This window comes from Pseudomonas sp. SG-MS2, assembly GCF_009933855.1.
GTDB lineage: Bacteria > Pseudomonadota > Gammaproteobacteria > Pseudomonadales > Pseudomonadaceae > Aquipseudomonas > Aquipseudomonas putida_E.
In genome coordinates this window covers 46,074-58,562 of the sequence record NZ_MOMO01000018.1, presented here as the reverse complement: position 1 = coordinate 58,562, position 12,489 = coordinate 46,074, and the positions used below count along the sequence as shown (strand labels likewise).

The window sequence follows — 12,489 nt, the reverse complement described above, 5'->3', positions numbered from 1 at the left end:
CCGCAGCAGTCAGCGCATCAGCGGTGTAATCGGGCACCGTGGCAACGATGTCGGTCCCCGCCAGCAGGCTGCCCAGGCCGTTGAATTGCGGCACGGCCAGGACCACATGGCGCTTGCGGCCGATCTCTTCCAGCGCTTCGTCGATGAAACCGGACAAGTCACCAGCGAACGACACCAGTGCATGCGGCCGTGCGCAGAAGTCGTCGAGGGTGATGCTGCCGGGCACGCTGTCGGCGCGCAGCAGCTTGGGCATGCTGCGGCGCAGCACCTTGCGCTTGGCGTTGGCGGGCAGTTCGCTGGTGTAGCTCACCCCCACCGAGATTTCGCCGGAGGCCAGCAGGGTAGGCATCAGCAGGTAATTGACCCGGCGCACTACCAGCACGATGCCGGGCGCCTCGGCGCGGATGCGCTTGAGCAGCTGCGGCAGCAGGGCGAATTCGGCGTCGTCCGACAGGCCGATGCGGAACACCGCGTTGCTGGTGGCCGGGTCGAATTCGGCGGCGCGGCTGACCGCGGTGGAGATGGAATCCAGCGCCGGCGACAGCAGGGCGAAGATTTCATGTGCTCGCGCTGACGGCTCCATGCTGCGGCCGGTGCGCACGAACAGCGGGTCGTCGAACAGGTTGCGCAGGCGCGACAGCGCCGCGCTGATCGCCGGCTGGCCGAGGAACAGCTTCTCGGCGGCACGGGTCACGCTACGCTCATGCATCAGGGTTTCGAACACGATCAGCAGGTTGAGGTCTACGCGACGCAGGTCGTTTCGATTCATCGGTGCGCTTCGCCTAAAGTGGGGCAGGGGTGAATCTTAAGGCCAAAGGCTGTTAACCTGCACCGATTTGTGGGGCCGATGCACAGAAATGTGAGGTGCCCAATCGATGACAGGCATGTCGACTATTAATAGCCACTGATGGTCTAACGGCAAAAGCCCGGATAAAGTCCGTGGTAATACGAGATTCACAAAGGCGAGGTATGCGATGTCCCGCATGATCCGGTTCCACAAGTTCGGCGCTGCCGAAGTGCTCCGCTGCGAGGAGCAGGCCGAACCGTCAGCTGCTGTCGGCGAGGTGCAGATCCGCGTCGAGGCCATTGGCGTGAGCTGGTACGACGTGCTTTGGCGGCAGAACCTGGCGCCGTCCCAGGCCCGCCTGCCAGCGGGTATCGGCCACGAGATGGCCGGCGTGGTGACTGCGGTGGGTGAGGGTGTCGATGACATTGCAGTGGGCGACCGGGTGGCCAGCTTCCCGGCTACCAGCGCCAATGATCACCCGGTATACGGGGATGTGATCGTCCTGCCGCGCACGGCGATTACCCGTTACCCGGACATCCTCACACCGATCGAAGCCAGTGTGCATTACACGCCACTGCTGATCGCCTACTTCGCCTACGTCGACCTGGCCAGGGCCAAGGCCGGGCAGACCGCGCTGGTCACCGATGCCAGCCATTGCGCAGGGCCCGCCTTCGTGCAGTTGGGCAAGGCCTTGGGGCTCAAGGTGTTCGCTGCCACCAAGGAGCCGGAGCAGCGCGACTACCTGCTGGGCCTGGGGGCTGACAAGGTGATCGTCACCGAAGAGCAGGACTTGCTCCTGCAGGTGGGCAAGTACACCGACGGGCGCGGTGTGGACATGGTCCTCGACGGCATGGGTGGCCCGCAGATGTCACTGCTCGGCGATGTACTCGCGCCACGTGGCAGCCTGGTGCTTTATGGCCTGCAGGGTGGTAACCAGACACCATTCCCGGCCTGTGCGGCGTTCCAGAAGAACATCCAGTTCTACGTTCACTGCATCGGTAACTTCACCGGCAAGCCGGAACTGGGCATTAGCCAGGACCAGGTTGCGCTGCAGCGTGCCCTGCGTGATATCAACCAGTTCACGGCAGACCAGTTGCTGACACCGCAGATCATCAAGGTGTATCCGTTTGATCAGGTGGTTGAAGCGCACCGGTATATGGATGAGTGTCCTTGTGGCGGCAGAGTGGTGCTGGACTTGGCGGCGGGCTGATATACGCTGGATCTAAAGGGAACCCGGGCTTGGCTCGGGTTTTTTTTCGAGTGTTCACAGCTTGATGGTGCGCCTCCCTCGCGGCGCTCGATATCCGCAACGCCATAAAATTCAAAGCGTGCACTTACCAATACGTTACCTCCCCGACAATCCGTGAATAGTCTCTTGTTAGGATTTTTCCTACGGTTAAATAGTATCCGTCCTACATAAAAAATTATTGCCACCTCGCGTGCATGCAAATGCCTTGAAAAATCTTTCTCTTTGAAAACTTCCCCGTGTCGAGCGCACCGTGAGTTGCCATTCGGCTGAATGGTTTTTTTACCGGCGTCTGTATCTGTTAATCGTTGAGCAACGCTTGATAATGGCGTAATGATGCTTTACGCAAGGAGCGTGCAATGGAGAAGATCAACCCTGGCTTTTGGTGTTTTGGCGCGGCGGAGGGCTCACGCAGGGGTTCATTTCTCTCAATGGCATGGCGACAGTAATTCGTCACTTCAATTTCTCTTAAAGTTTTGTAGGAAATTTCTTCAGGCTTGATTCGCCGCCTATTGATTCATGAAAAAGTGCATTGTTGGCGGTGGAAAGAATGAAGTAGTGAGGTGACATGTGAGCAATATCCACGACCAAGCTATGCACCATATTTACCAACAGGTGCTGGATCGCGTGTTGGGCCATATGTCCCAGGTCCAGCGCGCCTCTTTGCAGCTGTTGGTCCAGCGTTTGCTGGTAGCCGCAGGTGGCCCGGAATATATCGGTACGTTCAGGTTGCTCGTGCTGCTAGGCGCAGACTGCCATAGCGCCCGGCTGCTGGCGGTCTTGCGTGCGGCCCAGTTGAGCATTGCCCAGCGTGCACCTGTCACCTTTCAGTTGCAGGTGGTGGCGGTGTGCTTACCTGCGGCCAGCAACGCGCTTCTTGAGCAACATGAGCGTGTGTTCAGTACCTTGTTTCTGCATGACGATCCACGGGTGCAGCTCCAGATGCTCGAAGCCGGGCAGGTGGTTTCGTTCAGCCGAAGGCCCTATCTGGCGGTCGAACCCTGGGCGCTGGCGCGCGACGCCTTGCTTGTGTTCGGCCATCTTGTCGATGCGCGGCCCGAAGCACTTTTGGGCAGTCGCATGCACCTGGAACTGGGTGCAGCGCTGTGTCTGGCGCTTGACGGCCAGCCGGCAGTCGATGCAATGGTCACCGCCATGCCTGCGCGACAGCGCCTGCGTTACCTGGCGTGGGCCCGCAGGGGGCTGCGCCAGGCCGGTGACGGAGGGAGGGCGAACCTGCATCAGTGCATGGCGACGCTTGCCGAGCGGTTGAGTCAGTTGCACAACACTGCCGGCACTTCGCTTGGCGAGCCGGAAAAACCGGTTACCGAGCGTCACTCGGACCTTCCGGTCAGGCTGATTACCCTCGACGACCTGTTGCCCCAGCTACTGAGTGAAGGTGAGCTGGACTTGATGATGGAGTGCCACTTCGAGCCTGTGCAGAAGGCCATGCCACTGGCCAGTTTTCTCGACCCGCTGGCGTTGGCCCAGTTGCATGAGCTGCGGTCGCGCTGCAATGCTCCTGTTGAGTCAGGCCCGGCGCCGCGTCTGCATTGCGAAAGGGCGCTAGCACAGGCATCGCAGCAAAGCCGTTTTGCCAAGGCCTATGGCCTTGAGCACACTCAGCTCGTTTGCATGTTCCACAGCCCATTCGCCAACAAGGGGCGCAGGTTGGAGCGCTTTCTGCAATGCTGCCACGCCGATATGCTGGTGGCACTGCCTTATCTGCATCGCGTCATGCAGGGCAAACCTTGTCCCGATCCCGTCAAGGATTGGTTGGTAAACATCAGTGGTTTGTCCCTTGCTCAATTGCGAGCTATTTACGAAGGGCGTTTGCATCACAGCGCCTGGCCCTTGCTGGCAAACCTGGCACGGCGTGATGTGCATCTGGCGCTACTGGCCTGCCGGCCCGCTGCTGGTTTGACTGCCTGTGGGGGCTTACCTGATGGGGCGTGAATTCGCTTACCAGTCGGTGTATCGATATCTGCAAGCGCTTATCGATGAGGCCGCGCGGGGAGGGGAGCGCCGTTTGCCCTCACTGCGTGCCCTGTCGCGGCACCTGCGCGTTTCACTGGCCACTGTACAAACAGCCTACGGGTTGTTGGAACATGAAGGGCGGGTGCTGTCGGTGCCTAAATCCGGGTACTTTGTGCCGGCCGGCGCCATCACCGGCGTGACGGCCACTGCAGAGTCGGACCAGGCCATGCTGGCGCATCCGGCGATGGAGCGTGCGTTGTTCGCTCACGAAAGACGGCTGGCGCGACAGCGTGCACGTTCATTGCCCGGTACCCAGAGCTCGGGAGAAGTTCGCCTGCGGCATGTATTGGCCGAACGTTACACTCGATCGTCCCGGCAATCCTGGCGTGCTGAAGATGTGCACCTGGGGCCCGACATGCAGGCTTTGCTGGAAACGCTGCTCGAAGCATTGGCGTTGCAGGGCAGCACGGTGCTGGTCGCATCGCCGTGCTGCTGGCGTTTGCTGAGGGTTTTGCAGCGCTTTGGCTTGCATGTGCTGGAGATGCCCGTCGACAACCACGGCAGCCCTGACCTCGGCAGCCTGGCTCGCTTGTTGGGGCGTGAGTCGGTGCGCATGATGGTCATGCCGTCATGCCTTGGCATGCCTACGGGACGGTTGATGTCGCAACAGGACCAGCGGCAGATTGCCCATTTGCTGGCCTCGCATCCTATCTGGCTGCTGGAAAACGATCTGGACAGCGAGCACTGTTTCGACACCCCTCCGGGGGCACGTTTGCGTGACTGGGTCGACCAGCGGTGGCTGTTGGTGCTGGGGTCGCTGCAAGCGTTGGTCGGTGCCGAGGCTCCCTATGCGTATGTGCTGGGCCTGCATGGCACCCTTGCCGAAGGGTTTTCCCGACGAGCCTTCCAGCTACCTCCTGTGCGTCAGCATGCCTTGGCGCAGATGCTCAGCAACGGCGAGGTCGACGGACAATTGAACCGGCGTCGGCTGGAGCTGCGCAAGCGTATGGAGCATTTATGCCATCAACTCAGTGTTTGCCTGGGCGGGAAGCTGGCCTTTGACATGCCTGACGGGGGGTATGTCCTGTGGGTGCGCATGCTTGAGCCGATCGCCTTGGATCGGGTTTCAGCAGCTTTGTCTGTTCCGGCCTTGCAAGTACTGGCAGGTGCGCGGTTCAGCGTGCAGGGGCGTTATCAGCACTATCTGGCGCTTACCTGGGCAGGCGACCGGCCAGAAGCGCTGAGCGAGGCGCTCTACCGGTTGAAACAGGTGCTGGCGCCGCGTCGGGGACGGCAGGCTGGCAGCAAAAGCTGATCGCCAGCCCTGGCGTGTCACGTATCATGGCGCCCTGTTCATTCATATTCAGGAGCCTCTGCATGGGCACCCCATATTTTCGCCAACCTGTTCCCCAGGATGCCGAACGCTGCTACGAGATTGAAATTGGCGCGTACGAGGGGGATGAAGCCGCGACCCTTGAAAAGATCCGCACCCGTATCGCGCAGTACCCAGAGGGTTTCCTCCTGCTTGAGGTCGACGGCAAGGTCGTGGGGTTCATCAACAGTGGCTGTGCCCACGAGGTGGTGATGTCCGATGAGGCCTTCAAGGAGCTGGTAGGCCATGACCCGGCGGCCGCGAATGTGGTGATCATGTCCGTCGTGGTGGACCCGGCTTGTCAGGGCAAGGGTTACGCGAAATTGCTGATGAATACGTTCGTGCAGCGGATGGCTGCGCTCGAGAAGCGCACCATCCACCTGATGTGCAAGCAGCAGCACGTCGAGCTGTACCGCAAGATGGGCTACCAGTACGTGAAGCCATCGCCCTCGGACCACGGCGGCATGGCCTGGCATGAGATGGTCATGGCGCTCTGACGTGGCTCAAGCGCCATTGGTCGGTTGTTTGCCAGCCTGACCCACGGGGCTTGCCAGTAGGCGTTATCTGTATGTATAAACAGTGTCCGTTCCTGCTGCCCGACCCCGCCCTGTGATCGCCCATTCCGTCGACGACCCGCTCTACTACCTGCATAACTTCCGCCAGGTACTGCTGTGGGTCGAACACCGCTATGCCGACCTGCTCGATACCCAGGAGCTGGCTTTCATCCATGCTTTTGCCAGGCTCGAAGAGCCAGCCCAGGCGCTGCTGGTGCGCATGGTGATGCGCAAGGGCGAGCTGTTTCGCAGTGACCGGCTGGACTATGCCGAGATCGGCGATACGCGTGCGGCCTTGCAGCCACTGCAGGCGTTGGGCTGGGTGCGTGAACCCGAGCAGTTGAGCCTGGAGCAGTTGTTCGCCCTGCTGCGCAAGGAGGAACTGGCCAGCGGTTTTGCAGGCCTTCTGAGCCGACCGCGTGCGGCCAAAAGCGATCTGCTCGCGCAACTTCAAGCCTTGGAGCTGGCGCCCAGGTCAATGTCCGATTGGTTCGTCAGTGCCCCGGTGGGCATCGTGCAGTGGTGCCTGCAGCCGCTGTGCGATCGCATGCGTCTGCTGTTCTTTGGCAACCTGTACCAGGACTGGTCTGATTTTGTTCTTGCCGACCTGGGCGTGCTGCGTTTCGAGCAAGTGCCATTCAGCCCCGCCTCGCGTGCCTTGCAGCAGCGCAGCGACGTTGATCTGGCTATGGCTTTGCACCAGTGCGCCGAGCGTCTGGAGTTGGCTGAGGCGCCTGCGTCGATCCTTCAGGCGTTGGCGGGCTGGCGCAGCGACAACCCCTGGCTGGCCCGGCGTCACGCGCGCTTGCTGTTTGCCCTGGGCCAGCAGTGCGAGCGCCTTGGCGACTGGGACCTGGCATTGACGGTGTATGCCCAGAGCAGCCATGCCCAAGCGCGCATCCGCCAGGTGCGGGTGCTGGAGCGCAGCGAGCGCTGGCAAGAGGCGCATGCCCTGGCCCTGCACCTGGCCCAAACGCCTGCCAATGCCCTGGAAGTGCAGGCGCTTGAGCGCATGTTGCCGCGCCTGGTGCGCAAACTGGGCGGGCCGGCGCAGCGCCGGCGGCGTGTCACACCCGCGCAGGTGATCGAGCTCGAGCTGCCTCGCGAGCAGGCCGCGTTGGGTGTCGAGGAGGCTGTTCGGCAGCACCTGGCCCAAGCAGGCGGGCAGGTTCACTACGTCGAGAACACGCTGCTCACCAGTTTGTTCGGGCTGTTGTGCTGGGACGCGATCTTCGCCCCGATTCCCGGCGCGTTCTTCAACCCCTTCCAGGCTGCACCGCAAGACCTGCACGACTGCGACTTCCAGCAGCGGCGCGCCGTACAGTTCGATGCTTGTCTGGGCCGGCTCGACGACGGCTCGCATCAGCAGGCCATCCTCGACTGCTATGCCGCCAAGCAAGGGCTGCAATCGCCGTTCGTGTTCTGGCAGATGCTCAACCATGCCTTGCTCGCGCAGGCATTGGCCTGCCTGCCCGCGGCCCACCTCAAGCAGTGTTTCCTGCGCCTGCTGCAAGACGTACGCAACAACCGCACCGGCATGCCTGACCTGATCCAGTTCTGGCCGGAGCAGGGGCGTTACCGCATGGTCGAGGTCAAAGGCCCGGGCGACCGCCTGCAGGACAACCAGTTGCGGTGGCTGGAATTCTGCGCCGAGCAGGGCTTGCCGGTGGCTGTCTGTCATGTGCGCTGGAGCGAGGGCGAGTGAGCTACCGCGTGGCGGTGCGCGCTTTGTGTGAGTTCACTGCCAAGGCCGGTGACCTCGACCTGCGCTTCACGCCGTCGCCCACTGCCCAGGAGGGCATCGAGGGCCATCGCCGGGTAGTGGCCAGGCGGGCCGCCGGGTACGAGGCGGAGGTCGCACTCGAAGGCGCTTTTCAGGGCTTGCAGGTGCGCGGCCGCGCCGACGGTTATGACCCCGCCGCAAACCGTCTTGAAGAGATCAAGACCTACCGTGGTGACCTGGCCCGCCAACCGGCCAATCATCGCCAACTGCACTGGGCGCAGGCCAAGGTCTATGCCTGGCTGCTGTGCCAGGCGCGGCAGTTGCCCGCCATCGAGGTGGCGCTGGTTTACCTGAACGTGGACAACGACGGCCAGACCTTGATCAGCGAGCATTACAGCGCCGTCGAGCTGCAAGCTTTTTTCGAAACCCAATGCCTGCGTTTTCTGGCCTGGGCCCAAGGGCAAACGCAGCGCCTGGCCGAGCGTGACCGCGGGCTGCAGAGCCTGGGCTTTCCTTACCCGCAGTTTCGCCAAGGCCAGCGGCAACTGGCCGAAACCCTGTACAAGGCGGTCAGCACCGGGCGCTGCCTGATGGCCCAGGCCAGCACCGGTATCGGCAAGACCCTCGGCACGCTGTTCCCGTTGCTCAAGGCCATGGTGCCGCAACAACTCGACAAAGTGTTTTTCCTGACCGCCAAGACCCCAGGCCGAGCACTGGCGCTGGATGCCCTGCAACAGATTACCCGGGCCACGCCGCAGCCCGCGCTGCGCACTCTGGAGCTGATTGCCCGCGACAAGGCCTGCGAGCACCCCGACAAAGCCTGCCATGGCGACGCCTGCCCATTGGCCCAAGGCTTCTACGACCGCCTGCCGGCGGCGCGTGAGGCTGCTGCCCGGTTGCCGTTGCTGGACCGCGCGAACCTGCGCGAGGTGGCCCTGCAACACCAGGTCTGCCCGTACTACCTGGGGCAGGAAATGGCGCGCTGGGTCGATGTACTGGTGGCCGACTACAACTATTACTTTGACGCTCATGCCCTGCTGTTCGGCCTGACACAGGCCAACCAATGGCGCGTTGCGGTGCTGGTCGACGAGGCTCATAACCTGGTGGAGCGTGGCCGCGGCATGTACAGCGCCAGCCTCGACCAGGGGCAATTGCTGGCGCTGCGCCAGCGCAAACCGCCAGGGCTGGCCAGCGCGCTGGACCGGCTGAACCGCCAATGGAATGCCCTGTACAAGGCGCAGCGAGCGCCTTATCTGGCCACCGGGCAGTTGCCGGACGCCTTTCTACGTGCGCTGCAGCAATGCATCGGGCTGATCCAGGAGCGCTTGAACGAGTCGCCCGTCGAAGTGGATACACACATCCTGCAGTTCTATTTTCAGGCGCTGCAGTTCAACCGGGTTGCCGAGCTGTTCGATGAGCATTTCCTGTTCGATGTGAGCCTGCGCGAAGGCCCGCGCCAGCGGCGCCTGGCCACCTTGTGCCTGCGCAACGTAACGCCCGCCAAACTGCTCGGCCCGCGCATGCAGGCAGCGCGCAGCGTGACGTTGTTCTCGGCCACGCTCAGCCCCCGGCATTTCTACACCGACCTGCTCGGCATGCCACCGGATACAGCGTGGCTTGAAGTGGCGGCGCCGTTTCGCGCCGAACAGCTCGAAGTGCGCATCGCCAGCCAGGTCTCTACCCGTTATCACGAACGTCAGGCCTCGCTGGCACCGATCGTTGCGCTGATCGCCGAGCAGTACCAGCGCCAACCCGGCAACTACCTGGCGTTCTTCAGCAGTTTCGAATACTTGCAGCAGGTGTATGCGCTGCTGGCCGAGCAGCACCCGGCGATCTCGGCCTGGGCTCAGGCACCAGGCATGGACGAAACAGCACGCCAGGATTTTCTTGCGCGCTTTGCCGCAGACGGCCAGGGCGTCGGGTTTGCCGTGCTGGGCGGTGCCTTTGGCGAAGGTGTCGACCTGCCGGGCAACCGGCTGATCGGTGCATTCGTCGCCACCCTCGGGTTACCCCAGGTCAACCCGGTCAACGAACAGTTCAAACAGCGGCTGGGCCGCCAGTTCGGCGCTGGTTTCGACTACGTCTACCTGTACCCCGGCGTACGCAAGGTGATCCAGGCTGCAGGCCGGGTGATTCGCGGCGATCAGGACCGCGGCGTGCTGGTGTTGATCGATCAGCGCTTCGCCGAGCCGCATGTGCAGCAGATGTTCCCCAGCTGGTGGCAGATAGCCCGCGAATAATCCTCGGCAAGGCCTTCGCACCTCGTTGCAACTCCCAGTACACTGCGTGTTCCAACTCCAACATCCGTTGAACTCGAGGTTTCTGCATGACGCTCAGTCCTTTGGCAGGCAAGCTGGCTCCGGCCAGCGTGCTGGTCGATATTCCCCGCCTGCTCACCGCTTACTACACCGGCCGCCCCGACGCTGCCGTAGCGGCCCAGCGCGTGGCCTTCGGCACCTCGGGCCACCGGGGCAGTTCGTTCGACCTGAGTTTCAACGAAGACCACGTGCTGGCGATCACCCAGGCCATCTGCCTGTACCGCCAGGAAAAGGGCATCGACGGCCCGTTGTTCATCGGTGCCGATACCCACGCGCTGTCCGCGCCGGCAGCCGCCAGTGCCCTGGAAGTGCTGGCCGCCAATGGCGTGCAGGTAATGCTGTCCAAGGACGATGAATACACCCCGACGCCTGCGGTGTCCCACGCCATCCTGTGCTACAACCGTGGCCGCGATGGCGGGCTGGCCGATGGCATCGTCATCACCCCCTCGCACAACCCGCCGCAGAGCGGTGGCTTCAAATACAACCCGCCCAACGGTGGCCCGGCTGACAGCGATGTGACCAAGTGGGTCGAGGCCAAGGCCAACGAACTGCTGGCCGCAGGCCTTGCCGGGGTCAAGCGCATGGACCATGCGCAGGCCCTCCAGGCTCCGACCACCCTGCGCCACGACTATGTCAGCCTTTACGTTGCCGACCTGGAAAACGTCATCGACTTCGATGTCATCCGCAGCGCCAACCTGCGCCTGGGCGTTGACCCGCTGGGTGGGGCAGGGGTGCGTTATTGGTCGGCGATCGCCGAGCACTACAAGCTGAACCTGGAAGTGGTCAACACCGAGGTCGACCCGACCTTCCGCTTCATGACCGTCGACTGGGACGGCCAGATCCGCATGGACCCTTCGTCACCATACGCCATGCAAGGCCTGATCGGCCTGCGCGAGCGCTTCGATGTGGCGTTTGCCTGCGACCCGGACCACGACCGCCATGGGATCGTCACCGCCGATGGCCTGTTGCAGCCAAACAACTACCTGGCCGTGGCCATCGACTACCTGTACCGCCACCGTCCGCAGTGGCGCAGTGACGCTGCCGTGGGCAAGACGGTGGTGTCCAGCGGCCTGATCGACCGTGTTACCGCGCGTCTGGGCCGTGAGTTGTATGAAGTGCCGGTGGGCTTCAAGTACTTTGCCCAGGGGCTGTTCGACGGCTCGTTGGGCTTTGGCGGCGAAGAAAGCGCCGGCGCCTCGTTCCTGCGCAAGGACGGTACGGTCTGGGCTACCGACAAGGATGGCTTGATTCCGGCGCTGCTGGCCGCCGAGATGACTGCACGCACCGGCCGTAATCCAAGCCAGGCCTATGCCGACCTCACGGCGGCGCTGGGCAAGCCGTTCGCTACCCGTGTGGAAGCGAAGGCCGATGCGCGGCAGAAGGCATTGCTGAGCAAGTTGGCGCCGGAGCAGGTCAAGTCGACCGAGCTGGCTGGAGAGCCCATCGAGCAGATCCTTAGCCACGCACCCGGCAATGGCCAAGCCATCGGTGGCCTGAAGGTGATGACCGCCAACGGTTGGTTTGCCGCGCGGCCTTCGGGCACCGAGGACATCTACAAGATCTACGCCGAGAGCTTTATCGACGAGGCGCACCTGCAACGCCTGGTGGCAGAGGCGCAGGTACTGGTGGATGCCGCGATTGCCTGATTGACCTGTGAAGCAGGGCCGCAGCGCGGCCCTGCTTGTTTAAGCCACATCGACCAGCACGATCTCACTGTCCTCGATTGCGGTCACCCGCAGCACGTCTTCCTGCTCGATCGCCACGCCATCGCGGCCTTTGGCCCGCAGCCCATTGACCTCGACCAGGCCCTTGGCCGGCACCAGATACCCTCGACGCCCTGCATCGAAGCGGTACTCGGCCGTTTCGCCTGCCCGCAGGGTTGCCGCTACCAGACGCGCATCGGTGCGGATCTGCAAGCTTTCTTCATCGCCCGCCCGGCCGCTGGCCAGGGTCACGAAGCCTTCACCGCGTTCGCCTTTGGGGAACGGCCTGGTCCCCCATGACGGCGCATCGCCAACGCGTTCCGGCACGATCCAGATCTGGAAAATACGGGTATCGACGTCTTCCAGGTTGTACTCGCTGTGCACGATGCCGGTACCGGCGCTCATGACCTGTACATCGCCGGCTTCGGTGCGGCCTTTGTTGCCCAGGCTGTCCTGGTGGGTGATGGCGCCTTCACGCACATAGGTGATGATTTCCATGTCGCGGTGTGGATGCGGTGGGAACCCGCTGCCGGCGGCGATCAGGTCATCGTTCCATACCCGCAGGTTGCCCCAGTGCATACGCGCCGGGTCATGGTATTCGGCAAACGAGAAATGATGATGGGCATCGAGCCAGCCGTGGTTGGCGTGGCCAAGGCCTTCGAAAGGTCGCAGTTGCAGCATGATCGTGCTCCTTGAATGGGTGGAATGGGCTCATGATGCTTCAAAGAAAGATCGAAAATAAGCGTAAATATCGGCTAATTATCATCGTTTAATTAGATTGTTCTGGACAATGTGAATTGTGCAATTCA

The 12,489-nt window shown here is 62.5% G+C and carries 9 protein-coding genes; 7 read left to right on the top strand and 2 right to left on the bottom strand.

Annotated features, from left to right (window positions below):
- A partial coding sequence (locus tag BLX42_RS01470; protein WP_161870994.1) for a LysR family transcriptional regulator occupies window positions 1–769 on the bottom strand: 769 nt, incomplete at its 3' end.
- Window positions 770–974: 205 nt separating this feature from the next.
- Here BLX42_RS01470 and BLX42_RS01465 point away from each other — a divergent pair.
- From BLX42_RS01465 to pgm, 7 genes are all read left to right on the top strand, one after another.
- On the top strand, window positions 975–1,997 hold the full coding sequence (locus BLX42_RS01465) for a zinc-dependent alcohol dehydrogenase family protein (RefSeq protein WP_046785949.1): 1,023 nt from the start codon (window positions 975–977) through the stop codon (window positions 1,995–1,997).
- Window positions 1,998–2,603: 606 nt separating this feature from the next.
- A complete protein-coding gene (locus tag BLX42_RS01460; protein WP_161870993.1) occupies window positions 2,604–3,989 on the top strand; it encodes a hypothetical protein in 1,386 nt (461 codons plus the stop codon).
- On the top strand, window positions 3,979–5,325 hold the full coding sequence (locus BLX42_RS01455) for an aminotransferase class I/II-fold pyridoxal phosphate-dependent enzyme (RefSeq protein WP_161870992.1): 1,347 nt from the start codon (window positions 3,979–3,981) through the stop codon (window positions 5,323–5,325). The genes BLX42_RS01460 and BLX42_RS01455 overlap by 11 nt, the downstream gene beginning before the upstream one ends.
- 62 nt (window positions 5,326–5,387) lie before the next feature.
- Window positions 5,388–5,879: a GNAT family N-acetyltransferase gene (locus BLX42_RS01450; protein WP_161870991.1), complete on the top strand. Its 492-nt coding sequence runs from the start codon at window positions 5,388–5,390 to the stop codon at window positions 5,877–5,879.
- 112 nt (window positions 5,880–5,991) lie between these two features.
- The gene (locus BLX42_RS01445; protein ID WP_161870990.1) at window positions 5,992–7,641 is read left to right on the top strand and encodes a VRR-NUC domain-containing protein; all 1,650 of its coding nucleotides are present in this window, start codon (window positions 5,992–5,994) and stop codon (window positions 7,639–7,641) included.
- A complete protein-coding gene (locus tag BLX42_RS01440; RefSeq protein WP_161870989.1) occupies window positions 7,638–9,899 on the top strand; it encodes an ATP-dependent DNA helicase in 2,262 nt (753 codons plus the stop codon). Before BLX42_RS01445 ends, BLX42_RS01440 begins: the two co-directional genes overlap by 4 nt.
- An 86-nt stretch (window positions 9,900–9,985) precedes the next feature.
- A complete protein-coding gene (pgm, locus tag BLX42_RS01435; RefSeq protein ID WP_161870988.1) occupies window positions 9,986–11,623 on the top strand; it encodes a phosphoglucomutase (alpha-D-glucose-1,6-bisphosphate-dependent) in 1,638 nt (545 codons plus the stop codon).
- A 39-nt stretch (window positions 11,624–11,662) separates the two neighbouring features.
- Here the strand turns inward: pgm and BLX42_RS01430 are convergent, their stop codons facing one another.
- Entirely contained in the window at window positions 11,663–12,361 is a 699-nt protein-coding gene (locus tag BLX42_RS01430; RefSeq protein ID WP_115274583.1) for a pirin family protein, read from the bottom strand.
- Window positions 12,362–12,489: the final 128 nt, after the last annotated feature.

Coding starts and splice junctions, on each gene's coding strand:
- BLX42_RS01455 (WP_161870992.1), top strand. CDS start 3,979: ATGGGGCGTGAATTCGCTTACCAGTCGGTGTATCGATATCTGCAAGCG.
- pgm (WP_161870988.1), top strand. CDS start 9,986: ATGACGCTCAGTCCTTTGGCAGGCAAGCTGGCTCCGGCCAGCGTGCTG.
- BLX42_RS01450 (WP_161870991.1), top strand. CDS start 5,388: ATGGGCACCCCATATTTTCGCCAACCTGTTCCCCAGGATGCCGAACGC.
- BLX42_RS01430 (WP_115274583.1), bottom strand. CDS start 12,361: ATGCTGCAACTGCGACCTTTCGAAGGCCTTGGCCACGCCAACCACGGC.
- BLX42_RS01465 (WP_046785949.1), top strand. CDS start 975: ATGTCCCGCATGATCCGGTTCCACAAGTTCGGCGCTGCCGAAGTGCTC.